Genomic DNA, 23,984 nt, shown 5'->3' with positions numbered 1-23,984 from the left:
GAGGTTTAAATCTCGTCCAGCTCGGCCCACTCTTCGTTGGTGAGCAGTTTGTTTAATTCAATCAAAATCAGAAGCTCGTCGTTCTTATGGCAAACCCCCTGAATGAATTTAGCGCTTTCCTCGTTACCCACGTTGGGCGCCGTTTCGATTTCGGACTGACGCAGATACACCACCTCGGCCACACTGTCGACCATAATGCCGATCACATGGTTATCGGTTTCGATAATGACGATACGCGTATTATCGGTGACCTCAGCGGCTGGCAAGGCGAAGCGATGGCGAGTATCAATAACCGTCACCACATTACCGCGCAAATTAATAATGCCCAGCACATAGGCCGGCGCGCCCGGCACCGGAGCTATCTCCGAATAGCGCAGCACTTCTTGTACCTGCATCACGTTAATACCATAGGTTTCGCCATCCAGGCGAAAGGTCACCCACTGCAACACGGGATCATCGGCGTTATGATTCTGATTGGCATTGGTTGCCATGGCTATACCCTCACTCGCAGCTCTTTTGAGCCATTGTCATCTCTGTTTCTACTATAGCATTAAAAAATGCGCCACTGCGGACCCTTTGCCCCAGAGGACCGTTTTAACGTTGCGCGAATTTACCGCTCAACCCGCATTTTTATCGGCCTTGGTTAACAAGTGCCCCATCTGCGGAATATCCAGAAGAGCACACATATGCGCTTTTACTGTTCCCGCAAGCCAAGGGCGCTGGCCCCGCTCGCTGCGCCACTTTACATCCTCGGGATTAAGTCGTATCGGTTGCTCCACTTTATCAACCGCCAAGCCCCAGGGAACCCCGTTAATGGAAATGACGTATTGGGCGGTCTTCACGAATTCGGGATCATACCGCTCGGGCATCACAAACTTGGCCGTATTAACGGTGCGCACTTTGCCAGACGGTGTCGGCTGCAAGCCCATAAACCAGTCAGCCTGGCCAAACAACGGGGTTAGCTCATCGGTTAAAGGCTGAATTTGCCCCAGCGTAATCAACGGTACGGCTAAAGTCAGCCCACTTACCTTAAACAGCAGCACCTCAAATTCATCCTGCGCCCAGTGTGGGCGTCCGTTGACATGCCACTGCAGCTGCTCATCCAGCACCTGGGCAACAGCTTCCGCCTGCTCTGGTTGAGTAAGGTCCTCTGGCACCACCACGGCGGGCTCTAGCTCCGACGGGACTGGTACCGGCTCCTTGATCTCGGGCTCGGGGGGACTCTGAGGGGCGACCTGCGCCACCTGAAGCTTGGCGCTGTTCAGTAGTTTTTGCAGCTGGCGCTGTTTTTCTGCGTTAGCGTCTCGAACCCCCGCCTCGCGGTGTTCCTCAGGCGCCGGTGAACGAGGCGCGACCTGCACCGGCGGCGCCTCGCTTCCCAGCAAATCATCCAGATAATCCTGCAACAACTCATCAGACCGGTGCGTCATGAAAGCCCTCCGGCCGAGCGCGCCGGGGATTTTACCCCCTGGCGCTGAAGCCACTTGTATAACGATTGATAGGCCTCAACCCCACGACTATCCTGGGTCAACCAGGATGGGGGGACCCCCATCTTACTGGCATCGCGAAATTTGGTATCCACGGGAATACGCCCGGGCCAGGTGTGTTCGGGGTAGTCGTGACGGATGGTCCGAAACGTACTGACCGAGGCGTGGGTGCGCCGATCAAACATGGTGGGAACAATATGGTAGCGCAGGGTTTGGCGGTTGGAGCGCGACATCATCTTTAAGGTGTTCACCATACGCTCCAGGCCTTTGAGCGCTAAAAATTCTGTTTGCACCGGAATGACCAGCTCATCGCACGCCGCCAAAGCATTTACCATAAGCACACCCAGTAAAGGCGGGGTATCGATAATCACCAGGTCATAATCGCCTTCCAACTCGTGCAATGCACGTTTAACCACCAACCCCAGGCCTTCCTGTCCCACAGATTTACGCTCTAGGGTGGCCAAAGCGGTCGCCGCCGGAATCAAGTCAATTCCCTGATGTTCGCTGCGAATAATATGCTGGTGTACAAAGTCGCGGCTTATTTTTTCGCGTTCGGTAAATAAAAACAAAGCCCCGCGCTCGGCCCTGTCAGGATCTTGACGCAAATAGCTACTCAAGGAGCCATGCGGGTCTAAATCCACCAATAGCACCCTTTGGCCTTGCTGAGCCGCAAGGCCTGCCAAAGCGATGCTGGTGGTGGTCTTGCCCACGCCACCTTTTTGATTGGCTACCGTCCAGACGTTCAATTGTGACTCCAGCGTCAAATAATCGTAATACTTGGGAAAACTTCACCTTAATCCCGGTTTCCCCAGTGCACAGCAAGTTTTATACCCATAGCCACGGGGTGAACTTATTGGCCATTGCGGGGCAACTCGGGATCGCTACTGAACAACAAATTGCCATTGTCCATTTCTACCGCTTCAATGCCATTACTGTCTTCGGTATCGGCAGCCGGGGGCAAAACTTCAGGCGAAACTTCAACTTCCCGCGCCATTGCCTGCGCCTCGCTCTCAGGTAAATTCTGTAATGATCGTAGAGGCCGCGCCTGCTGATCCCGGGCAATCATCACCGCCACCCGCCGATTTTGGGCGCGCCCCTCGGGGGTGTCGTTGGAGGCGACCGGTTGGTATTCACCGTAACCAACAGCGGCCAGGCGCGTAGGCGCCACTCCCTGCGCGGCCATCCATTTTACGATGGCGCTGGCGCGAGCGGCCGAGAGCTCCCAATTACTGGGAAATTGCGAGGTTCTGATGGGTAAGTTATCGGTAAACCCTTCTATCTGAATCGGGTTGGGCGTATCGCGTAAAATATCGGCGACCGATGTAAATATTTGTTGCGCTCGCTCACTCACCTGGGCACTGCCCGAGTCGAACAAAATCTCATCGCGCAGCTCAACCTGCAGCCACAATTCATTGCTGGAAATGTACATTAAGTCGCTATCAAGCAAAGACTCAAACGATTCGCGAAACTCCTGTTCAAGATCGGGAAGGTTGCCAGAATTAAACGCCGAAGCTGAGTCGATCACCCCCGGATCAGACACCCGCGCCGGCACCCCCGTCTGTATAGGTAACGCGGATTGAGGCTGGCTTTTAAAGGCTTTATCCAGGGTTTCAGAAAGCACCCGGTACTTCCCCTCATTCACTTGGGAAATGGAGTACATAACCACGAAAAAAGCGAACAGCAAGGTAATAAAATCCGCGTAGGAAACCAGCCAGCGCTCGTGGTTAACCTTCAATTCCGAGGAGCGGCGACGCCTCACGACTACCTCCTCTACCTTAGGTAACCGTTAAGTTTAATTTCAATCGCCCGGGGGTTTTCGCCATCGGCTACGCCCATAAACCCCTCAATAAACAGTTCGCGGTAACGGCTTTGCTTATCCACACACTGGCGCAACTTATTGGCAATGGGCAACAGGAATAAATTCGCCAGGGCGACACCGTAAATAGTCGCGACAAAGGCCACGGCGATGCCCGGCCCCAATTGCTCGGGATCGGCGAGATTGCGCATAACGTGAATCAACCCCATGACCGCGCCAATAATACCAATGGTCGGCGAGTAACCTCCCATACTCTCGTAAACACGAACCGCATCCATTTGTTGCTGCTCGTGCAAAAGCATATCGGCTTCCAGCACCCGATGAATGGTTTCGGGAGTGTTGCCGTCGATCATCAACTCAAGGCCTTTGCGAGCGAAAGGGTCCTTTTCTTCTTCTGCAAGGCGCTCTAAACCCAACAGGCCTTCTTTACGCGCAATCTCGGACCATTGGGTAATTTTACGCACGCCCTGTGAAAACTCCACGTCAGGAGGATTAAAGACCCACGGAAAAATACTCAGTGCCCGAGAAAGGCACTCTTTAGGGGTTTGCAGTAATGCCGCGCCAATGGTGCCGCCAAACACAATAAAAGCGGCGGGAAAATTCACCAGAGAAGAAAGCGAGCCACCTTCAATAAAGTTTCCGCCGATAATTGCCGCGAAACCGATAATAACCCCGATAATGCTGAGCAGATCCATCACCCCACCTCACTGGCAAGGCTGTTACCAATATCTTTTAACGCCAGAACTTTATCGGTTAGCCCCGCACGGACAACGGCCATGGGCATTCCGTAAATAACACTGCTCGCCTGATCCTGGCTCCATATCCGGGCGCCGCGCTGCTTGAGCAGCTCGGCGCCTTTGCAGCCGTCGGACCCCATACCGGTTAGCACAACGCCCAGCACCCGATCACCATAAGTGTTGGCCGCCGAGCCAAAGGTGATATCCAAACAGGGTTTGTAGCTGACCCGGGCATCATCCTCAATAACCCGGACCTGCCCCGAGCCACGTTTATCCAGCATTAACTGCTTACCACCGGGGGCCAATAACGCCAGACCGGGTCGCAAGATGTCGCCATCGACCGCTTCGCGCACCTCAATTCGACAAAGACGATTTAATCGCTCGGCAAAAGCTTTGGTAAAACTCTCGGGCATGTGCTGAACCAATACGATAGGTACAGAGAATTGCGCTGGCAGTTTGGTTAGCACCTCGGTCAGCGCCACAGGCCCACCCGTGGATGCCCCGATAATCAAAACTCGCGGCTTAGCCGCAGGCCGGGACGGACTTGGCGTCGCCCGAGGCGGGACGGGGGCCGACTTACGGGTGAAGTCTACAGCGGGTTTTACCGGTCGCGGTACAGGCTCAGAGGCGGGCTTACTACCCTGACGGGCCAGGCTTAGCAAGCGCTCGTGCAGCTTTTGCGTCAAGCCTATGGCATTGCGCGAAACTTCGGCAAAATCTTTGGGAATAAAATCCAACGCCCCGGCGTCCAGCGCATCCAGGGTAATCCTCGCCCCTTCGTAGGTCAGGGACGAGAACATTAAAATCGGCGTGGGGTTATCAGCCATAATCTGGCGCACGGCGGTAACGCCATCCATCACCGGCATTTCAAAGTCCATGGTGATAATGTCTGGTTTTAATTCACGCGCTTTCTGAACCCCTTCCTGACCGTTACTGGCAACACCAATGACCTTGAGGCTGGGGTTCTGACTGATGATATCTTTCAGACGAGTTTGAAAAAAATGCGAATCATCAACAATTAAAACCCGGACGGGCATGCTGGCTCTCCAATTTATCGGCATCAACTCCGTTTACTAGGGTTGCCTGCACAAACATTATGTATCTGGCCGTTACCGTGCAAACCCGACCAATGTAAACCTGCACCAACGCCGCTCTGTTCACTCACTAGGCAGAACCGGAGTAAAAATTAAGTAAACTGGGCACGTCTAGAATAAGCGCCATAGTACCATCGCCGGTAATAGTCGCGCCCGCCATGCCGGGCGTGCCTTGCAGCATTTTCCCCAAAGGCTTGATTACCACCTCTTCCTGACCGATCAACTGATCAACAACAAATCCCACGCGACGAGTGCCCACTGAAACAATGACAACATGCCCCTCTTCCATCGTCTCTGCCGAAACCGGACTGCCTGACACCAACCAGTTGCGCAAATAGAAAATGGGAATGGCCTGATCGCGTATGGCCACACATTCCTGTCCGTCGACCCTGTGAGACTTACGCAGATTCATATGAAAGATTTCATTCACACTGACCAGCGGCAAGGCAAAGGTTTGGCCGCCCAACATAATCATCAAGGTTGGCATAATCGCCAAGGTCAAAGGCACTTTAATATTAAAACGCGTGCCTTTCCCAAGATTGGATTCAATTTCAATGGAGCCGTTTAACTGGGTAATTTTGGTTTTTACCACATCCATACCTACGCCTCGACCCGAGACATCAGATATTTCTTTTTTGGTGGAAAACCCAGGGGCAAAGATTAAATCGTAAGCCTCGCTGTCCGACAGGCGACGCACGGTATCTTCGTCGTAAACACCTTTATCAACGGCTATCTGACGGAGCTTATCGGGATCCATGCCCGCGCCGTCATCGGTGATCGACAAGAGTATATGGTCACCCTCTTGCTCGGCCGCCAAAATCACCGACCCCTGGCGCGGCTTACCATTGGCCTCACGTACATCGGGCAACTCGATACCATGGTCGACCGAGTTTCTGACCAAGTGAACCAAAGGGTCGGCGAGTGCTTCGACCAGATTCTTATCCAAATCAGTGTCTTCGCCGACCAGCTCTAAATTAATCTCCTTTTTTAAGCTGCGGGCGAGATCGCGAACCACTCGGGGGAAGCGACCAAAGACTTTTTTAATCGGTTGCATGCGGGTTTTCATGACCGACGACTGCAGATCGGCGGTCACCACATCCAAATTGGCGACCGCTTTACTCAGTGCTTCGTTCTGCGCACTATCGCCTAAGCGAACGAGTCGGTTGCGGACCAATACCAGTTCACCCACCATATTCATAATGTCATCGAGGCGCTGGGTGTCGACACGCACAGAAGATTCGATTTGCGCAGCACCTGCCTCACGCTCAGGTCGCGGTTTCGAACCCGCAGGCGTTTTTTGTGGCGGGGAAACAGCCGTCTCGCCAGCTTTTTGGGGCGCAGAAGCTGGAGCCGTGGCGGGCTTGGAATTTGGCGTTTCAGACGCGGGGTTGGCGACACCCGGCCCTTTACCCTTGCCATGAAGTTGGTCTAACAGATTCTCGAACTCATCGTCACTGATAGAGTCGGTGGATGCTTGATCATCCTGTGTTTTATTCTCAGCGCCCGTCGGCTGAGCTGCACTTGCGCTGGGTGCTTTGCCCTTGCCGTGCAATTCATCCAATAGGGCCTCAAATTCATCGTCCGAGATATCGTCAGATTTAGAGTCTTGCGGTTGCGCCGTCGCCTGCCCGGCCGGCGCCTGCCCCTGACCGTGCAACTGATCCAGCAGCGCTTCAAACTCATCCTCGGAAATATCATCACTGCCGGCTTGCTGCATACTCGCACCAGCCGATGTCTGAGCAGACTCGCCCTCGTCAGCAAGCGCATCCAGTAGATCGTTAAATTCCTGATCAGAAATATCACTCGAGCCGCGCACGGTGCTCGGTGAACGGGGGCTGGTCGTGTCGCTTGCGTCGGCAGATTTAGACGCGGAGGATTGCTCTGAAGGCTCGCTCGATACCGTTCCTTCCTGCAGATCTTCGCAGGCGACAAGCTTTTCTAATGCCTGAATTAACTCAGGGGCAGGATCCGCCAAGTCTTCGCCTCGGGATACCTGATCAAATTGCTCGTTAACCACATCCAGCGCTTCGAGCACCACGTCCATAAGTTCGGAGGTGACGTCGCGCTTGCCGTTGCGCAAGATATCAAAGAGGTTTTCGGTCACATGGCAACACTCCACCATGGCCGTCAACTGCAAAAAACCCGCCCCGCCCTTTACGGTATGAAAACCCCGGAATATGGCGTTTAACAAGTCGCGGTCATCGGGGCGACGCTCCAGCTCGACCAGCTGTTCCGACAGATTTTCCAGAATCTCACCTGCTTCAACCAGAAAATCCTGGAGAATATCTTCGTCGTCACCGAAACCCATGCAATATTCCTCTAAAAACCGAGACTGGAAAGTAAATCGTCAACTTCATCCTGGCTGGAGACCACATCGGCCTGATCCTTATTGATCTGAGGACCTTCACCGCTGCTTTTCTCAACAACCCGCGCTTTACCTTCGTTATCGGCTTCTACGTGCAAACCTGTAATTTCTTCTACTTGGCCCGCGATACGCACAAGACTGAGCAAATCTTGCTCAACCTCAGTAATTAACCCCATGACCCGCTTCAATACTTGCCCGGTCAAATCCTGGAACCCCTGTTCCAGAATAATTTCCTGCAAATTCTTGCCCAGCTGGTCGGTACCGCTCTCCATTTGACCCAAAAAATCTTCCATGCGGGTATATAAAGAGCGAAATTCATCGGCACTCATCTCGCCGGTTTGCAAACGCCCCCACTCAGTTCGCAGAGCGCTCGCTTCCTGACCGAGGTTCATCGCAATAGGCGCTGCCTCCTCCACCATATCCATGGTTTTATCGGCGGCGCTTTGGGTGAGTTCAATGACGTATTTAAGTCGGTCGGTGGCATCGCGGATTTCCGAACGGTCGACCTCGGGGGGCTCTTTGCTCAAATCGCCATCGACATTAAAATTAACTATCGCACTGTGCAGGCCACGGGTGAGGCGCCCCACAGACTGATACAGGTGCTTATCGCGAGACTCGACAATACTGTGAATAAGGCGTGCGGCCTCGTCGTAATCATTACCCTGCAGCTTTTCCACCAGCAAACTGGCACTTTCTTGCAGATCTTTGACAAACAGTTGATTGTCGTGTGCTTGGGTTTCGGAAGTCATGGCCGCGCCTTATTGTTATGGTGGTACTAACCTACCCGTTCGAAAATCTTTTCGATCTTTTCTTTCAGTGCTGCTGCGGTAAAAGGTTTTACCACGTATCCGTTGACACCGGCCTGAGCAGCTTCGACGATTTGGTCGCGCTTGGCTTCAGCCGTGACCATAAGCACCGGCAGAGAAGCCAGGCTGGAATCGGCACGTACGGCCTTAAGCAGATCAATCCCGCTCATGCCCGGCATGTTCCAGTCGGTAATTAAGAAATCGAAACCACCCCCTTTGAGCATTGGCAAGGCGGTAAGACCATCGTCTGCCTCGTGGGTATTGTTAAACCCGAGATCTCTCAGTAGGTTCTTAATGATCCGTCGCATTGTCGAAAAGTCATCGACAATAAGAATCTTCATATTTTTATCCAATGCTGCCTCCGTCTCACCCAACAGGGAAGTCTGGTTTACTCTCAGTCTAGTGGCTGATTCGGCTAATGCCAGAATCAGATGTATGTGTGACGCTTACCGCGTTATCGGCGGAAAAGTACTGGGATTTAGCCCCGGGGTCAATATAAAGGAACTTTTACTTAATCTCCGACGATCTTGCAGAGTCCACAGGATTCACTTAGTGGTCAGAAAAATAGTCCAGCATTGTGCGCTTTTTAGGCAATTGACGGCCTCTGGAGCCCGGCGCCTCACTCAAAAGAGCGCCCTTCCCCATGTCGCTATGCCCCGCCTAGTAAAATTGAAGGCGCTCTGTCCTTACACGCAAGGCCCGGGCTGAAGAGGATAGACCCCGCTAGTGTGTCCAGTCACTCATACGCGCGCGCAACCGCGCCGCCGCCTGAGAGTGGATTTGACTGACCCGCGACTCACTGACGCCTAATATTTGACCAATCTCTTTAAGGTTTAGCTCTTGATCGTAATAGAGCGCCAACACCATTTTCTCTCGCTCGGGCAACTGTCCAATCGCCGCAGCTAAGGATTGCTTTAAACTGTCGCGGGTCACGCCATCCTGGGGATTGACAAAAGTATCCCCTTCTCCCGCCAGGCTGGCGCCGGCATCGTCGGCAAATGTCTCTTCATAGCTGAATAAGCGGCTGGCGTTCGCATCGCGAAGCATTGCGTAATACTCGTCCAGCTCAACCCCAAGCTCGGCCGCCACTTCGCTATCATCCGCGTCTCGCCCCACTCGGGCCTCGACCCGGTTGACGGCTTCGGCCACCCGGCGGGCATTGCGGTGCACTGAACGCGGCGCCCAATCGCCGCGCCGCATCTCATCGACAATAGCGCCGCGAATGCGGATGCCAGCGTAGGTTTCAAAGCTCGCACCCTTACCCCCGTCATATTTCTGCGCCGCCTCAAGCAGGCCGATCATACCCGCCTGGATCAGGTCATCCACCTGCACGCTGGCCGGCATTTTCAGCATCATGTGGTGGGCGATGCGTTTTACCAGACCCGCGTAATCTTCAACTCGAATGTCGCTGGTTTGCGCTCGTGTTTCATTGTACATAGCCAATCCACTTGCCGCATTCATAGGTCAATACCCCGAAGCTGCCGCCTGCAGCAATCGTTCGACAAAAAATTCCAGCTTTCCTGTCGGTGCGCTGGGCAACGGCCAGCGATCTACTTGTTTGGCCAGCTCACGCAGCGACTGCGACGCTTTGCAGTGGGGGGCAAACTCTAACAATGCCTTCTGCTTTTGCACAGCTTTGCGTACACTTTCATCGAAAGGCACCTGACCGACATACTCTAAGGCGACCTCCAAAAAGCGTTCACAGACCGCATTGAGCTTGTTGAACATTTGCTGGCCTTCGTTGCTGCGTCGGGTCATATTGGCGACCACCCGAAAGCGCTGCAAGCCGTGCTCTTTGTGAAGCAGTTTAATCAATGCGTAGGCGTCGGTAATGGAGGACGGCTCGTCACACACCACCACCAAAGCTTCATTAGCGGCGCGTACAAAGCTGACGACCGTATCAGAAATACCTGCAGCGGTATCGATAATCAAAATATCAACCTGATCGCTCAATTCGCTAAAAGCGCTGATTAAGCCCGCGTGTTCCTGCGCGCTCAGTTCTGCCATGCGCTGCACGCCAGAGGCGGCCGGAACGATTTTAATGCCCCCCGGTCCGGACACCAGAACCTCAGACATTGAGCACTCGCCCGTAAGAACATCGGCGAGGGTATATTTAGGGGTTAGCCCCAACAAGACATCGACGTTAGCCAGCCCCAGGTCCGCATCCATTAAAACCACTCGGCGACGCAGCTGGGCCAGGGCAATACTCAGGTTGACGGAAATATTACTCTTGCCCACGCCTCCTTTACCCCCGGAGACGGCGATGACCTGTACAGGGCGATTTTGACTCATTGATTATCTCTCTAATTTCACTGCCGCGATCCGGACCGAACCAGCGAACTATGCTTGTGAGCGCTGGGCATTGTGCTGGCCCCTCGCACTTTGGGCCATTTGTGCAGCCTTGCTGACCAACGCATGACCCCGCGCCAGAGCAATATCATCCGGAACATCTTGTCCATCGGTAGTATAGGCTATTGGCAGGCGGGCTTGTAGCGCGCAGTCGATGGCCTCGCCCAAGCTGGCGCAGTCGTCCAATTTGCTCAAAATACAACCCGCCAAATCGGCTTTTTGATAACTGTGAAGCGCCGCTTTCAATACTTGAGGCTGACTGTTGGCGGGCAGCACCAAAAGGCTTTGCACCCGTGAGATGTTGGCCAACTCAAGCATTTTCTGATTCAGAGCGGGATCGCCGGCACGCATCCCTGCGGTGTCAATAAGCACTAACGGACATTTGCGCAAACTGCGCAGTACGGCGGACAAACTATTATTTTCATCCACGGTGCGTAAAGGCACCTGCAAAATACGCGCAATCGAGCGCAGTTGCTCCTGCCCGCCCAAACGCTGGGTATCGGTAGTGACCAGCGCCACCTTGTCGGCACCGTGGGCCATCACGTAACGAGCGGCAAGCTTTGCCAAAGTCGTGGTTTTGCCGGCACCTGTGGGCCCCACAAGGGCGAAAACGCCTCCTTGAGCGGTAAGATCCGTTTTGCACGCGGGAATCGCATGTGCCAACCGGGCCATAACCTCGGGCCAAGCTTTAGCCAGAGCTCTCTGTTTAAGGGGCTGCTGCAATAATGCCTGGGCTGTTTGCTCAGACAAGCCTAGCTTTTGCAGGCGTTGGGCCAGGGCGCTGGCCTGGCGATTACCCGGCCCAGTGGGCGCTGCTCCTAAGCGGCCTAACTGTTGCTCCAGCATCAGACGCATCTGGGCGATTTCTTCGTGCAAGGCTTCCAGTTCGTCCCCGGCATTGGCAGACTCGGCAGGTGCTGAGGGAGAAACCAAACCGTAGCGCTCGGCCGCCGATTGCGGGGCAGTGGCTTCCCCTTGGGCTGACTGCATTTTGATACCGGCATTGACCACTTGGTTATCTTGCAAGTACTCATCAGCCGATGCCTCCGCCAAGCGCTTTGCTTCCAAGCGGCGGGTAGCGAGTTCTATATCGGCAGCGATATCGCGACCGCTTTTCGCCGGAGCTTTCGGGGCGGGCAGATCGTCATCGCTTGTTTGCTGCGGCGGAGCTTGCGGAACCGGCGAGGGATCGGCGAGCGCGGGCTGTGACGAGGCTAGGCTGGTGATCAGCTCGACCCCCTCTTTTACGCGGCGGCTGGAATGAATAATGGCCTCTTCACCCAATGCCTGACGAACCATCTCTAGGGCTCGGCGCATATCTTTGGCGACAAAGCGTTTTACCTGCATTTTTCTATCTCCCGCTAACCATCGGCACTGACCGACGCGTCTATGGTGATCTGTTTATTGTCGGGCACTTCGGTATACGCCAAAACATGCATATCCGGGACACTGTGACGACAAAACCGAACCAACATGGTTCGCAGCGGAGCAGCCACCAGTAACACCTGAGGCTTGCCCGCCATTTCCTGCTTTTGGGCCGCTGCACTTAGGGATCGTTGCAGCTTTTCCGCCAGCGCGGGTTCGACAAAAGCGCTGTCGTCGGCGCCGGCTTTTTGTGCCTGTTGCACAGTACTCAGCAACAACTGTTCCAACTGCGGGTTTAAGGTGATAACCGGCAGCTCAGCCGCAGTACCATTGATTCCCTGAACGATTTGGCGCGCTAAGGCCACCCGGGCAAGAGCCGTTAGAGCGGCGGGATCTTGACTCTTACCCGACTGGCCCGCCAAAGCTTCGGCGATGGTGCGAATATCCCGCACCGCTACTTTTTCCCGCAGCAGGTTCTGCAATACTCGCAAAAGAGTATTGAGGTTCAAAGTGTTAGGCACTAGTTCCTCAACTAACTTGGGCGATGTTTTGCCCAGCATATCCAGCAGCTTTTGCACATCTTCGTGGCCAATCAACTCGTGCACATGCTGTTGCAGTATTTGATTAAGGTGCGTTGCCACCACCGTGCTCGCATCCACCACGGTATACCCCAGGGTTTGCGCCTGCTCTTTCTGGCCCGCGCTGATCCACACCGCGTCCAACCCAAAGGCCGGGTCTTTGGTTTTAATCCCTTCAAGCTCGCCGAACACCTGCCCCGGATTAATCGCCAGCTCGCGATCGGGGTGCACTTCAGCCTCGGCGGCGGTTACCCCCATTAGGCTGACCCGATAACCGTTGGGTGCCAACTCCAGGTTGTCGCGAATATGTACCGTAGGGATTAAAAAGCCCATTTCCTGAGACAGCTTTTTACGAACGCCTTTAATTCGCCCCAGCAAAGCCCCACCCTGTGATTTGTCCACCATGGGAATCAATCGATACCCCACCTCCAGACCGATAACGTCCACAGGCTGCACATCGTCCCAATTAAGCTCAACGTTTTCCGCAGGCGGTAAGGCCGCCGAAGAGGCTGGAGCCGGACTAGGAGTCGACGGTGACGGGGAGCCACCACCTGTGGATGTACCTGCGCGTCTGTCGCCTGGGAAGTAGTCTTCCTCAACCGCCTCGGGCTGCTGCTTGCGCCAGTGAATGTAGTAAGCCAAAGCGCCACACAAAAAAGCCAATCCCAAAAACGCCAGATGCGGCATCCCGGGAATCACGCCCATAATGAAGAGCATACCCGAGGCAATGGCCAGCGCTTTAGGGGAGTCGAACATTTGCGACATAACCTGCGCGCGCATGTCTTGTGAGCTGTTTACCCGGGTGACCAAAATGGCCGTAGCCGTTGACAACATCAGCGAAGGGATCTGTGCGACCAGACCGTCACCGATAGTCAGAAGAATGTACTTTTCCAAAGCATCGGAAAACTCCAGGTTGTGTTGCAACATGCCCACACCCAGCCCACCCAGAATATTAATCGCCAGAATCAAAATACCGGCAATGGCATCGCCGCGCACAAATTTGCTGGCACCGTCCATTGCGCCGTAAAAGTCCGCTTCGCTGGCCACATCTTCGCGACGTTGCCGCGCCTGCTCCTGGTCAATCAGGCCCGCGTTCAGGTCCGCATCAATCGCCATTTGCTTGCCGGGCATGGCGTCCAGAGTAAACCTCGCGCTCACCTCGGATATGCGCCCCGCCCCCTTGGTGACCACCACAAAATTGATGATCATCAGAATCAAAAACACCACCAGACCGACGGCGTAATTGCCTCCAATCACCACTTCACCGAAGGCCTGAATAACCTTACCCGCAGCATCTCCGCCCTCGTGGCCGTTAAGCAAAACCACACGGGTAGAGGCGACGTTAAGGGCGAGACGCAACAAAGTGGCGACCAGCAAAATCGTCGGGAAAGCGGCAAAATCCAATGGACGCAGGGCGTACACCCCTACCAGAAGCACCACAATCGACAGCGCGATGTTAAAAGAAAAGAAAGCATCCAGCATAAATGCCGGCATGGGCAGGATCATCATTCCCAGCAACATCACCAGCAAAATGGGGATACCCACATTGCCATGGCCCAGGCCTTTTAGCTGTAACAGCGCCGCCTTACTATTGCTTTTATTGATCTGCCCGAATGAAAGTGCCATAGATGTCCGAATTTTGACGCTTGTATAGAACCCACAGCTACTATGGCAAGAAGCATACCTATTCAGACATCCCTTCGGGTACTATTAAAGGGCACCCTAAAGACAGGCGCGGCGATCATTTATTGATCGTACTGAAAGTCTTTGGGAACCTGAATGTTGCGCGGATAAACAGGCTTTTCCCCGTGGCCCCGACGGAAGTTGCGCAGGCCAAAAACATAGGCCAAAACTTGAGCTACCGCCATATACAAGCCTGCGGGAATCTCCTCGTCAATATCAGTGGTGTAGTACACCGAACGGGCGAGCATGGGGGATTGAATAATATCAATCTTGTGGACTCCGGCAATTTCGCGAATTTTTAGCGCCGTATGGTCCACGCCTTTTGCCAAGAGTACCGGAGTGCTCATGGTTTCAGGATCATACTTTAGGGCGACAGAAAAGTGCGTCGGGTTAGTGATAACCACATCGGCCTCAGGCACCTGGCTCATCATGCGCCGCTGAGCCATTTCCCGCTGCAACTGACGAATGCGGCCCTTCACCTCGGGCTTACCTTCGGTGTCTTTGTGCTCGTCTTTAACTTCCTGAAATGACATTTTTAACTTTTTGACATGCTCGTAAATTTGAAAAGGCACATCAATGGCCGCCACCAAAATAGTAATGGCCGCCATGGCAATAGTCGCGTAGGCACTAATTTGCAGCGACTCGATAATCCCGACTTCTACCTCTACGCCCGCCAGCTGCATAATATCTTGCTGCCAATACAACAGCGCCATAATTGCGACAATCATAACCAAAGAAACCTTGGCGACGGATTTGAATAGCTCAATTAGTGACTTGAGCGAAAACATGCGCTTGAGCCCCGCCAGAGGACTCATACGGCTAGCCTTGGGTGCCATTGCCTTGGCGCTTAACAACCAACCGCCGAGCGCCACTGGCCCCACCACCGAGGCGATCAGAAGCAGCGCCATTAATGGCACAAGTGACATAAAGCCGTCGTAAAACGAGCTGGCCAGATGAGCGAACATGGCGTCAGTATCAAACACTTCGCGCCGCGATAAGGTAAAATTATTTTTACTCAGCCCCAGCATACTGCCGCCGATTATCTGACCAAAAAACGTCAGCCCCAGGGCACCAGCCAGCAAGATGAAAGTGGTGGTTAAATCTCGCGAACGGGGAATTTGCCCATCTTCACGGGCTTTCTCCAGCTTTCGTGCCGTGGGTTCTTCCGTCTTTTCCTGACTGCTATCGTTCTCACCCGCCATTACGGAAGCCCCATTAGACGGCGACCGAACAAGGCCATATCAGCGAAAATTTGCTCAAAATAGGGAATAAACGCCACCAAACCTATCCACATAAAAAGCAGCCCGAAAATCAAGGTAATCGGAAAACCCACCGTAAAAACGTTAATTTGTGGCGCAGAGCGATTCATAACGCCAAACGCCATATTAATAACGAGTAAGGCGGTAAACAGCGGCAGTACGAAAATAAGCGACGCGCTAAACATCCACGACCCCATTGACGCGATTTGAACAAATTCGTTCGGCCCCAGTCCGCCCTCGCCGACCGGCATGGAATAGAAACTGGCGCTGATCAGCTCAATCATCAACAAATGACCGTCGAAAATCAGAAAAAGCACGGTAGACAGGAGCAAATAGAACTGCGATAGCACGGTCACGGTAATGCCATTGGATGGATCATTCATAGAGGCAAACCCCAACCCCATTTTCATTGCCACCAACTGCCCCGACAGCACAAAAATATGCATCCCCACCTGAAAGGCAAACCCCAGGGCCAGGCCAATCAGCACCTCAGATAACACAATTTGCGCCGCAGCCAGACTGAGGAAGTCAACCGAGGGAGGATCGGGCAACAAAGGCGCAACCAAAAAGGTTACCAGGGCGGCGAGAATAATTCTGACTCGTGCGGTAACCGTGCGGGCGCCAATCACCGGGGCTGCCATAAACAGGGCACCAATGCGAAAAAAAGGCCACACATACTGCGCCATAAATTGCATCAGCTGCTCATCTGAGACGACGAGAGACTCCATAATCAACCTATAAGCTGCGGAATCGCATTAAACAGCCGGTCAAAAAAGTCCATTAATTCCGACGCCATCCAGGGCCCCGCAATCATAATGGTGATCAACATAACGATAAGACGGGGTAAAAAGCTGAGGGTCTGTTCGTTAATTTGCGTGGCAGCCTGAAACATACTCACAATTAAACCCACCGCCAAACTGGGTCCGACAATAACCAGCACCAGTAATACAGTCAGGTACAAACCGTCGGCAAATAAACTCAGCGCAATTTCGGGCGTCATGGCTAGACCCCAAAACTCGCCGCCAAGGTGCCGATAATCATGGCCCAGCCATCGACCAAAACAAACAACATAATTTTAAACGGTAGCGATACAATTAGGGGGGACAACATCATCATCCCCATAGCCATTAACACGCTCGCCACCACCATATCAATCACCAAAAAGGGAATAAAAATAATAAACCCGATTTGGAAGGCGGTTTTGAGCTCACTGGTTACAAACGCCGGCACCAAAATAGAAAAAGGGGTGTCTTGCGGGGTTTCAATTTCCACATTGCCGGCAATCCCCACAAACAGCGCTATATCGGATTCACGGGTCTGGGCGAGCATAAACTCATGGAATGGCTTCGCCGCTTCCGCCAGCGCCTGCTGAGCGGGTATGGCGTTATTCATGTAGGGTTCCAGAGCATTAGTGTAGGATTGATCAAAAACCGGCTTCATAATAAACAGGGTTAAAAAAAGCGATAAACCGATCAAAATCTGGTTAGAGGGCGACTGTTGCAGCCCCAATGCCTGGCGTAAAATGGCAAAGACAATAATAATACGGGTGAACGAGGTGACCATCATCAACAGCGCTGGCAAAAACGTCAGCATTGTCATTAAGGCCAGTATTTGCAGTGTGACCGAATATTCCTCGCTTCCGTCGGCGTTAGTGGTCACCGTAAAGGCGGGTAACCCTGGTATAGCAGGCAAGGCATTATCGGCAACGCTTTGCGACAGCTCGGTTTGCTCCTGAGCAAAACCGCTTGTCGAGGCCAAGAGCAAAAAAAGAATCAACAGCGCACTGCGTAACACCACTTTAAGGTTCATGGGACGACTCCTTGTCCGCATCGGCCCGAGTTCGACTGGCCCCTTTTTGAGGTTGTAAGTACTGCGCCAATTTACCCGCAAAATCTGGCCCGGGCTTTTCCCCCGGCGCGATAACAGGTTCGGCAAAAACATGAAGCGTTTTAATCGAGTGCGCCGTAACGCCCAATAGCATCTGGGTGGGCCCCACCTCCACAAGCATGATTCGCTCACGGGTCCCGAGCGCCATGGTTGAGAGTACTTTAATATGATCGGATCGCCCCCAACCGGCACCACTGCGTTTGACCAGCCAGGACAACAAAAAGATTAGCCCCAGTACCGCCGCCAATGCCAACAACACCGACACCAGCTGACTGACACTGCCGCTTTGTACCGGCACTTGCGAGGCCGCTGCCTGGGCGCTCAACAGTAATAGTGACATGACCTTACCGAAGCTTTTTAATGCGTTCGGACGGACTGATCACATCGGTCATTCGGATGCCGAACTTTTCATTAACCACCACCACTTCGCCGTGGGCAATAAGGGTGCCGTTGACTTTGACATCCAGGGGCTCACCCGCCAAACGGTCCAGCTCAATTACCGAGCCCTGATTCAGCTGCAGTAGGTTGCGAATGGTGATCGCGGTACTGCCCACTTCCATCGAAATAGAAACGGGAATATCCAAAATCAAATCCAGTTCGGGCCCCACCTCGCGCGGGGCACCCTCACTTTCAAGCTCATCTAAAGCCATCGAATCGGTTGCCCCTTGGCTAGCCGCGCCGGCGTCAGGTTCGCTATCCATGGCCTCTTGTTCTTGCATGGCGGCGGCCCACTCATCGGCCATGGCATCTTGATCCAGTTCGCCGCCCTCTTGATTCTCGTTATCGTCATTCGCCATTTTTACCTCCCTCGGCCACGGTAATATTGTGAGCAATACTGTGGTCAATAAAATCGTTAATCTTTAAGGCCAAGTTGCCTTTATGTTGTCCCAGCTGGGTCCGGAACACAGGCACCCCATTGGCGGTAAGCACGTGCTGCTCGGGAAATTCCACAGGAATAATATCCCCTACATCCAAATCGACAATATCGCGCAGAGTAATCTCGCGCTTAACAATCTCGCACTCAAGATTGACCTGTGCGCTGAGAACGTCTTCGCGCAGCGCTTTTATCCAGCGCTCATCATACTCATCACTATCGCTTTGCAAACCGGCATCCAGCACCTCCCGGATGGGCTCAATCATGGAGTAAGGGATGGTTAGATGTAAGTCTCCGCCCCCGCCGTCCAGCTCAATATGAAAAGTGCTGACCACCACCACTTCGCTGGGACTGACAATATTGGCAAGTGACGGGTTCACTTCCGAGTTGATGTATTCAAACTCGATTGGCATTACCGCCTTCCAGGCTTCGCCCAAGTCCACAAACACCTGGTTAAGTACCATTTGCACAACGCGTAACTCGGTCGGGGTAAATTCCCGACCCTCAATTTTGGCGTGTCGGCCATCGCCGCCAAAAAAGTTATCCACCAGTTTAAACACCAGGCGCGCATCGAGAATGATTAATGCGGTTCCCCGCAGGGGACGAAATTTAACCATGTTCAAGCTGGTCGGCACATAGAGTGTATGCACATACTCGCCAAACTTTTGAATTTGCACGCCACCCACAGACACATCGGCGGTGCGTCTTAACAGGTTAAACATGCTAATGCGGGTATAGCGAGCGAAGCGCTCATTAATCATCTCGAGCGTAGGCATTCGCCCGCGAACAATACGGTCCTGACTGGTTAAATCATATGAGCGGACTGCACTGGGGTCGTCATCGGCATCGGTGTCGATATCGCCGTCATCTACGCCGTGTAACAGCGCATCGATTTCATCCTGAGTGAGTAAGTCTTGCACCTGTCAGCCCCTATTGCAGTACCAAATTGGTGAATAACACTTGTTCCACGCCGGGAGAGTCGATTTCCTGCTGCAAAACCTCTTGCACCTCGAGCAAAGCGCGCTGTCGTAGCAGCGCTTTGCCCTCGGGAGTTTGCAGCTCTCGGTAGTCCTGGCCCCGCATCAGCATTACCAAAGCGTTGCGAATAGCGGGCATGTGTAACTCAATTGCGGGGATCACTGAGTTATCCCGCAACATTAAAGTCAGCTCCGCCTGCATAAATCTCTGCCGTCCGCGAACATCAAAGTTGGTGATAAAAGCGGGCTTTAACGGGTAGTAAACCGCCGCACTCACCTCTTCCACCGGCTCTTCCACAGGCTGCTCAGAGGCCTCTTCGGCCCCGAAAAAGCCCAGAAAATAAAGGGTCGCCCCCACAGAAGCAGCGATTAGCAACAACAGTGCACCGCCCAACAATAACCACTTCTTCTTTTTGCCTTTCTCGGGCTGCTCGCCTTCAGCGCCTTCGTTTTCTTCTTGGTCGTCTTCGGCCATGTCAAATATCCGTCACTCGTGCGTTATCAGTCGCCGTTTTAAGGGTTTCAGCAATTGCCGTGCCACGAGTCTAGCCGATAGGAGAAATGGGAACAATGACATTGCAGACCATAAAAAAACGCCCGAAGCGAGTACTTCGGGCGTTCCTTCTGCGATTCCAAATAAAACCGGGGCTATGCGTAATGATCAACTAGGTGAACAACACCTCCGTTTTCAAGGCCAACCCCACTCTGATCTCCTTCGCCAGTGACACCACCGGCCACCTCTTCACCGTCACTTTGAGGTTCGCCCACCAGTTCTTGGTCGGATGGACGCCCGTCATCGCGCCCGGATACATCCACATTAACTTGGGTCATCCCCTGCTCGGCCAGCATTTCGCGCAGACGAAAAGCCGATTGATCCAGGGCGTCGCGCACCACCGATTGATGGCTGGTAAAAGTAATGTGGGTTTGGTCATTGTGGACATTGACACGCACCTGTAAAGGCCCTAAATCCGGCGGGTCCAGACGCAACTCGGCGGCGCCGATATTTTGCTTGGCCATCCACATGACTTTTTGCCCCACAGCGTCATTCCACCCGCCACTGCCAAACTTGGTTCCCAGCTGCGACTGCAGAACCGGTGGAGTTTCGCTGCGCACATTGGCGCGCTGGGCCGCCTCTACCATTGAGGCAAACCCGCTCGGCGACATCTTGGGTTCTTCTAATGTCACCTTGGGGGCCAGTAGGTTGTGAAGCTGGGCGGATTCGTTCATCGGACCCTTTGCGGCGCTATTAAGCGCTGTCGTCTGCTCTTTGAATGCCGCTCCCCAATCTGCCAAATCAAGCTTGGTACCCTTGAACACAGAACCCGAAAGCAATTCCGAAGAAACGGCATAACCTTTTCCTGAGCCTGCATTTGCAAGGGCCAATTGCATACCCGCAAGATTGTCGGTTAACTTGGTTCCAGTTGCCTGGGCATCCGCTTTAGCGACCCCGGTAAGCAATGCCTGTTTAACCATCTCCGCCAGCTGAGGATCACCTATTTGTTCGTCGATCAACCCCGCCACATCCTCAGCGGCCAACGCCTGGGTTTCTGCCATCTGTGCGAGCTTATTCAGCACGCCCTGTAGCTGCTCTATCTCAGCTTCACTTAGCTCACTAAGCTTGGCGGCAATATCGGGAGCGATTTGGTTCAGAGCATCCCGCTGCGCCATCATCATATCCAACAATTTGGCTAGGCGTTCGCCCCCCAGAGCCTCCAGCGCCTGTTGTTGCTCTTCTGGCAGAGCTTCTAGTGTCGCTTTTTGCTCTTCAGTCAAAGCCTCGCGGGGCTCGTCAACAGAGGTCCCGGATTGCTTGTTCTCTGTGGGCTGAGAAGTATTACCGGCTTCGGCTTTGCGCTCGGCCTCAAGTCCGTCAGATTGGGGGCCCTGCGCTCGCTCTGACCTTTCACTTCCAGCCGGTTCCGATCTTGCACTATGGTCTTGCTCGGTTTTATGCGACGGGGTGTCAGCTGAACGCCCCTCGCGAGCGGGAGTCTCTCGCCTTGGCGCTTCGCTTCGGGTTGATGCGAAAATACTGGAAAAGGGATCATCCCCCGCCTGTCTGGCGCCACCTGTCCGGGCCTTGGCCTCTACCGGTGGATTGTTCATTAACGAGCTGAGTAATGTTGTGTTGGCCATGGCCGACCACTCCTTGCATAAGCGGCAATCTCTTGCCGCACCTAAGGGTTATTTAGGGTTCTGAGGAGTAATCAGCAAAAGCAATGCCAATAGGGAATGGAGATGATTAACGATAGACTTCGAGCTGTTGTTGCACCTGCTGGAATTCGCCCTGTAACTCGACCAATAAATGCTCAACCCCCTGCAGATCCCCGCGGTGGGCTCGTGCCTCGACATCCAAGCTGGTTTGCATCAGGCCGGCGGCGCCGATATTCGAGCAACTGCCCTTTAGACTGTGCGCGGCGCGGCGTAGGGTATCGCTGTCATCGGCTGCCAGGGCTTTTTGCATGGCCACAAGGTTGGCGCGGGAATCACTTATAAAAGTGTCGATTAACTGCTGAAAGTCATCTTCCAATACTTCCTGCAACCCCGCCAGAGCTTCGTGGTCAATTAGTTGTTTTTCGCTCACTCACACCTCCTGTTTGCGGCCTTAGTCATCGCGGTGCCACTGGTAGGTAGCGCGCACTTTATTGCCGGGCGGCTGATATTCCACGGTGTCACACAGTGACTCAACCAGGGCAACACCGCGACCACTGTACCTTTCTATATTCCCCGATGTCAGGGCGCCCGTCTCAAAACCGGCACCGCTGTCCGCCACCTCAATCGTCAGACATCCGCCTTCGTCAAAGGTTTGGTGAGTCAAGGTGATGCGTATAAATCCCTCACTTACTTGGGCGGTACGCTGCTTGCGAAGCTCGTAATATCGGTCAAAACCATTGGGGTCGGTTTTCATTTTCGAGTCCAGCTGCAAAACACCATGCTCTAAAGCGTTGCTATACAACTCGGAGATGACAGTATAGAGGGTGCCGCTGTGATTGCGCAGCCCCGGCACTTCCAACAGCACGCTTAACAGCAGCGGCAGAGGATCAAAAATCGCAAAACTTGAGGGCTTTACCTCAAAAGCCAGGCTCCACTCGGCCAACTGCGATTGATCATTCGATGTCTGCCCTTGCTGATTAAAGGCCACCGACGAGGGGGCCATCAGTAACTCTATAAGAGACAAATCATCACTTTTTTCGCCCTCGCCAATAAAGCCTTTGACCTGGCCCAACAACTCGTCAAACATGCACTGACGGGTCTGATTGCTGGCAAACGCGGCCATAACCCGCTCTTCGCCAAACATGTCGCCGTCGCTGTTGCGAGCCTCGTGAATCCCATCGGACCATAGATAGAGGCGCTCGCCCTCCTCCAGGGAATAGAGTGCGGCGTCGGCCTTGAAGTCCTTATTGCCCACGACCCCCAATGGTAAATGGGTGGATTTCACCTGTTCTACACTGCCCCCCAAGCGGTAAATATAGGCGGCAGGCAGCCCCCCGTTCCAAATACGCGCGGTGCCTTTGCGAAAGTTCAACTCCACCATCGACGCGCAACAAAAAAGCCCCACCGGTAACAAGCTTTTTAACTTGCCGTTAATCTCCGACAAAATATCGGCCATTGAGTAACCCTTGCCCACCATCCCGTAAAAAGTGGTCGCCAGTGGCATTGCGCCAATAGCGGCAGGCAGGCCATGCCCGGTAAAATCGCCCAGTAAGACCATCAAGTTGCCCGCGGGCGTGGTAGCAGCCACCATGACATCGCCGTTAAACACGGCCAGGGGAGACATAAAATAGCGTAGATTGGGATTGTTTAAGTGGCCGCCACTGGTGATGTTGTCAAACACCTGTTTAGCGACGGTTTGCTCTTGCAGAAAATGCTCGTTATGGCGCGCAATTTGATCGCGCTGCTCGAGCATGGTCCGGTTCATGGTACGCATCCTGTAAAAGGAGCGGATTTTTGCCTGCAAAATCACCCGGTTGTAGGGTTTGGAAATAAAGTCGTCACCACCGGCATCTAAACACTTAACCAGCGACTGGGTATCGGACAGAGAAGTTAAAAAAATAATAGGGATCAGCTCTTCGCCGGCCAGGGCTTTAATTCTTCGCGCCGTCTCAAAACCATCCATACGAGGCATTAATGCATCCAGCAATATAATATCAGGGCGCTCGCGCTCAAACTGCTCCAGAGCCTCTGTCCCGTCACGGGCGCTGATAACCTCGTGCCCTTCTTTGCGCACAATGGCTTCAAGGATCAGCCGATCCGTATTGGTATCATCCGCGATCAAGACTCGAATGGCGCGCTCATCCCTCATAGTCGGCCCCAGAGTGCTACTCGATACTGAACAACTGCTCAAAGTTGGAAATGGTTAAAATTCTTTTTACATCGTCGCTGGCGTTTAGAATCTGGATATTGGCTTTGTCGCCCCCGGCGTAATCGCGTAGAAGCAGCAACATACCCAGCGCCGAGCTATCGAGATAAGCTGTGTCCTGCATATCGATCACATAGCGAGTAGGCTTGTGGGGCAAGTTTTCGTAGGTACCGCGAAAGTCCTGATGGGAACTAAAATCAAACCGCCCTTTAATGACGATCGTTAAATCTGCGCCATCTCCTGATATCGTCGACGTAACGGCCATAACCTACCCCTTTTTGTAACCGACAAGATGAATCCATGGTGTTGGGTCTTACCCGTTGAAATACCGCCATTATTATTGCCTT

At 53.5% G+C, this 23,984-nt stretch carries 25 protein-coding genes; all 25 read right to left on the bottom strand.

Annotation, left to right across the window (positions count from 1 at the left end; all coding sequences use genetic code 11):
* Positions 1–5 precede the first annotated feature (5 nt).
* The gene (locus M6D89_RS03435) at positions 6–491 is read right to left on the bottom strand and encodes a chemotaxis protein CheW (RefSeq protein ID WP_253966630.1); all 486 of its coding nucleotides are present in this window, start codon (positions 489–491) and stop codon (positions 6–8) included.
* Positions 492–617: 126 nt separating this feature from the next.
* Complete coding sequence (locus M6D89_RS03430; RefSeq protein WP_253966629.1) at positions 618–1,430, bottom strand: chemotaxis protein CheW; 813 nt, start codon at positions 1,428–1,430, stop codon at positions 618–620.
* Positions 1,427–2,233, bottom strand: coding sequence for a ParA family protein (locus M6D89_RS03425; protein ID WP_253966628.1), 807 nt, complete (start codon positions 2,231–2,233; stop codon positions 1,427–1,429). The genes M6D89_RS03430 and M6D89_RS03425 overlap by 4 nt, the downstream gene beginning before the upstream one ends.
* A gap of 104 nt (positions 2,234–2,337) precedes the next feature.
* On the bottom strand, positions 2,338–3,246 hold the full coding sequence (gene motD / locus M6D89_RS03420) for a flagellar motor protein MotD (protein ID WP_253966627.1): 909 nt from the start codon (positions 3,244–3,246) through the stop codon (positions 2,338–2,340).
* Positions 3,247–3,257: 11 nt separating this feature from the next.
* Positions 3,258–3,998 (bottom strand): flagellar motor protein, encoded by a 741-nt coding sequence (locus M6D89_RS03415; RefSeq protein ID WP_253966626.1) that lies wholly within the window; start codon positions 3,996–3,998, stop codon positions 3,258–3,260.
* Positions 3,998–5,077 (bottom strand): protein-glutamate methylesterase/protein-glutamine glutaminase, encoded by a 1,080-nt coding sequence (locus M6D89_RS03410; protein ID WP_253966625.1) that lies wholly within the window; start codon positions 5,075–5,077, stop codon positions 3,998–4,000. Before M6D89_RS03410 ends, M6D89_RS03415 begins: the two co-directional genes overlap by 1 nt.
* Before the next feature lie 127 nt (positions 5,078–5,204).
* Positions 5,205–7,442, bottom strand: coding sequence for a chemotaxis protein CheA (locus tag M6D89_RS03405; protein ID WP_253966624.1), 2,238 nt, complete (start codon positions 7,440–7,442; stop codon positions 5,205–5,207).
* An 11-nt stretch (positions 7,443–7,453) separates the two neighbouring features.
* Positions 7,454–8,248 (bottom strand): protein phosphatase CheZ, encoded by a 795-nt coding sequence (locus M6D89_RS03400; protein WP_253966623.1) that lies wholly within the window; start codon positions 8,246–8,248, stop codon positions 7,454–7,456.
* A 26-nt stretch (positions 8,249–8,274) separates the two neighbouring features.
* Complete coding sequence (cheY, locus tag M6D89_RS03395; RefSeq protein WP_253966622.1) at positions 8,275–8,658, bottom strand: chemotaxis response regulator CheY; 384 nt, start codon at positions 8,656–8,658, stop codon at positions 8,275–8,277.
* Between the two features lie 370 nt (positions 8,659–9,028).
* The gene (locus tag M6D89_RS03390) at positions 9,029–9,742 is read right to left on the bottom strand and encodes an RNA polymerase sigma factor FliA (RefSeq protein ID WP_272496035.1); all 714 of its coding nucleotides are present in this window, start codon (positions 9,740–9,742) and stop codon (positions 9,029–9,031) included.
* Positions 9,743–9,769: 27 nt separating this feature from the next.
* Complete coding sequence (locus M6D89_RS03385; protein ID WP_253966620.1) at positions 9,770–10,597, bottom strand: MinD/ParA family protein; 828 nt, start codon at positions 10,595–10,597, stop codon at positions 9,770–9,772.
* A 48-nt stretch (positions 10,598–10,645) separates the two neighbouring features.
* A complete protein-coding gene (gene flhF / locus M6D89_RS03380) occupies positions 10,646–12,001 on the bottom strand; it encodes a flagellar biosynthesis GTPase FlhF (protein ID WP_253966619.1) in 1,356 nt (451 codons plus the stop codon).
* A 14-nt stretch (positions 12,002–12,015) separates the two neighbouring features.
* The gene (gene flhA / locus M6D89_RS03375) at positions 12,016–14,223 is read right to left on the bottom strand and encodes a flagellar biosynthesis protein FlhA (protein ID WP_256504421.1); all 2,208 of its coding nucleotides are present in this window, start codon (positions 14,221–14,223) and stop codon (positions 12,016–12,018) included.
* Between the two features lie 119 nt (positions 14,224–14,342).
* Positions 14,343–15,482, bottom strand: a complete 1,140-nt coding sequence (gene flhB / locus M6D89_RS03370) for a flagellar biosynthesis protein FlhB (RefSeq protein WP_253966618.1) — start codon at positions 15,480–15,482, stop codon at positions 14,343–14,345.
* Positions 15,482–16,267 (bottom strand): flagellar biosynthetic protein FliR, encoded by a 786-nt coding sequence (fliR, locus tag M6D89_RS03365; RefSeq protein ID WP_253966617.1) that lies wholly within the window; start codon positions 16,265–16,267, stop codon positions 15,482–15,484. Before fliR ends, flhB begins: the two co-directional genes overlap by 1 nt.
* A gap of 2 nt (positions 16,268–16,269) precedes the next feature.
* Positions 16,270–16,539, bottom strand: a complete 270-nt coding sequence (gene fliQ, locus M6D89_RS03360; protein ID WP_253966616.1) for a flagellar biosynthesis protein FliQ — start codon at positions 16,537–16,539, stop codon at positions 16,270–16,272.
* A gap of 2 nt (positions 16,540–16,541) precedes the next feature.
* Positions 16,542–17,348, bottom strand: coding sequence for a flagellar type III secretion system pore protein FliP (fliP, locus tag M6D89_RS03355; RefSeq protein ID WP_253966615.1), 807 nt, complete (start codon positions 17,346–17,348; stop codon positions 16,542–16,544).
* Positions 17,338–17,766, bottom strand: coding sequence for a flagellar biosynthetic protein FliO (gene fliO, locus M6D89_RS03350; protein WP_253966614.1), 429 nt, complete (start codon positions 17,764–17,766; stop codon positions 17,338–17,340). Before fliO ends, fliP begins: the two co-directional genes overlap by 11 nt.
* Before the next feature lie 4 nt (positions 17,767–17,770).
* Entirely contained in the window at positions 17,771–18,223 is a 453-nt protein-coding gene (gene fliN, locus M6D89_RS03345) for a flagellar motor switch protein FliN (protein ID WP_253966613.1), read from the bottom strand.
* On the bottom strand, positions 18,213–19,220 hold the full coding sequence (gene fliM, locus M6D89_RS03340; protein WP_253966612.1) for a flagellar motor switch protein FliM: 1,008 nt from the start codon (positions 19,218–19,220) through the stop codon (positions 18,213–18,215). Before fliM ends, fliN begins: the two co-directional genes overlap by 11 nt.
* A 10-nt stretch (positions 19,221–19,230) precedes the next feature.
* Positions 19,231–19,752, bottom strand: coding sequence for a flagellar basal body-associated FliL family protein (locus M6D89_RS03335; protein ID WP_253966611.1), 522 nt, complete (start codon positions 19,750–19,752; stop codon positions 19,231–19,233).
* A gap of 173 nt (positions 19,753–19,925) precedes the next feature.
* Complete coding sequence (locus tag M6D89_RS03330) at positions 19,926–21,413, bottom strand: flagellar hook-length control protein FliK (RefSeq protein WP_253966610.1); 1,488 nt, start codon at positions 21,411–21,413, stop codon at positions 19,926–19,928.
* 106 nt (positions 21,414–21,519) lie between these two features.
* Positions 21,520–21,861 carry an Hpt domain-containing protein gene (locus M6D89_RS17160; RefSeq protein ID WP_253966609.1) on the bottom strand — a complete coding sequence of 114 codons (342 nt, stop codon included), beginning with the start codon at positions 21,859–21,861 and terminating at the stop codon, positions 21,520–21,522.
* A gap of 21 nt (positions 21,862–21,882) precedes the next feature.
* Positions 21,883–23,580, bottom strand: a complete 1,698-nt coding sequence (locus tag M6D89_RS03320) for an ATP-binding SpoIIE family protein phosphatase (protein WP_253966608.1) — start codon at positions 23,578–23,580, stop codon at positions 21,883–21,885.
* A 16-nt stretch (positions 23,581–23,596) separates the two neighbouring features.
* Positions 23,597–23,902 (bottom strand): STAS domain-containing protein, encoded by a 306-nt coding sequence (locus M6D89_RS03315; RefSeq protein ID WP_253966607.1) that lies wholly within the window; start codon positions 23,900–23,902, stop codon positions 23,597–23,599.
* Positions 23,903–23,984: the final 82 nt, after the last annotated feature.

This window comes from Gilvimarinus xylanilyticus, assembly GCF_024195295.1.
In the GTDB taxonomy this organism is placed as follows: domain Bacteria; phylum Pseudomonadota; class Gammaproteobacteria; order Pseudomonadales; family Cellvibrionaceae; genus Gilvimarinus; species Gilvimarinus xylanilyticus.
This window is presented reverse-complemented; position numbering and strand designations above follow the sequence as displayed.

Coding starts and splice junctions, on each gene's coding strand:
- M6D89_RS03435 (WP_253966630.1), bottom strand. CDS start 491: ATGGCAACCAATGCCAATCAGAATCATAACGCCGATGATCCCGTGTTG.
- M6D89_RS03430 (WP_253966629.1), bottom strand. CDS start 1,430: ATGACGCACCGGTCTGATGAGTTGTTGCAGGATTATCTGGATGATTTG.
- M6D89_RS03415 (WP_253966626.1), bottom strand. CDS start 3,998: ATGGATCTGCTCAGCATTATCGGGGTTATTATCGGTTTCGCGGCAATT.
- M6D89_RS03410 (WP_253966625.1), bottom strand. CDS start 5,077: ATGCCCGTCCGGGTTTTAATTGTTGATGATTCGCATTTTTTTCAAACT.
- M6D89_RS03405 (WP_253966624.1), bottom strand. CDS start 7,442: ATGGGTTTCGGTGACGACGAAGATATTCTCCAGGATTTTCTGGTTGAA.
- M6D89_RS03400 (WP_253966623.1), bottom strand. CDS start 8,248: ATGACTTCCGAAACCCAAGCACACGACAATCAACTGTTTGTCAAAGAT.
- M6D89_RS03390 (WP_272496035.1), bottom strand. CDS start 9,742: ATGTACAATGAAACACGAGCGCAAACCAGCGACATTCGAGTTGAAGAT.
- M6D89_RS03385 (WP_253966620.1), bottom strand. CDS start 10,597: ATGAGTCAAAATCGCCCTGTACAGGTCATCGCCGTCTCCGGGGGTAAA.
- flhF (WP_253966619.1), bottom strand. CDS start 12,001: ATGCAGGTAAAACGCTTTGTCGCCAAAGATATGCGCCGAGCCCTAGAG.
- flhA (WP_256504421.1), bottom strand. CDS start 14,223: ATGGCACTTTCATTCGGGCAGATCAATAAAAGCAATAGTAAGGCGGCG.
- flhB (WP_253966618.1), bottom strand. CDS start 15,482: ATGGCGGGTGAGAACGATAGCAGTCAGGAAAAGACGGAAGAACCCACG.
- fliR (WP_253966617.1), bottom strand. CDS start 16,267: ATGGAGTCTCTCGTCGTCTCAGATGAGCAGCTGATGCAATTTATGGCG.
- fliQ (WP_253966616.1), bottom strand. CDS start 16,539: ATGACGCCCGAAATTGCGCTGAGTTTATTTGCCGACGGTTTGTACCTG.
- fliP (WP_253966615.1), bottom strand. CDS start 17,348: ATGAACCTTAAAGTGGTGTTACGCAGTGCGCTGTTGATTCTTTTTTTG.
- fliO (WP_253966614.1), bottom strand. CDS start 17,766: ATGTCACTATTACTGTTGAGCGCCCAGGCAGCGGCCTCGCAAGTGCCG.
- fliN (WP_253966613.1), bottom strand. CDS start 18,223: ATGGCGAATGACGATAACGAGAATCAAGAGGGCGGCGAACTGGATCAA.
- M6D89_RS03335 (WP_253966611.1), bottom strand. CDS start 19,752: ATGGCCGAAGACGACCAAGAAGAAAACGAAGGCGCTGAAGGCGAGCAG.
- M6D89_RS03330 (WP_253966610.1), bottom strand. CDS start 21,413: ATGGCCAACACAACATTACTCAGCTCGTTAATGAACAATCCACCGGTA.
- M6D89_RS03320 (WP_253966608.1), bottom strand. CDS start 23,580: ATGAGGGATGAGCGCGCCATTCGAGTCTTGATCGCGGATGATACCAAT.
- M6D89_RS03315 (WP_253966607.1), bottom strand. CDS start 23,902: ATGGCCGTTACGTCGACGATATCAGGAGATGGCGCAGATTTAACGATC.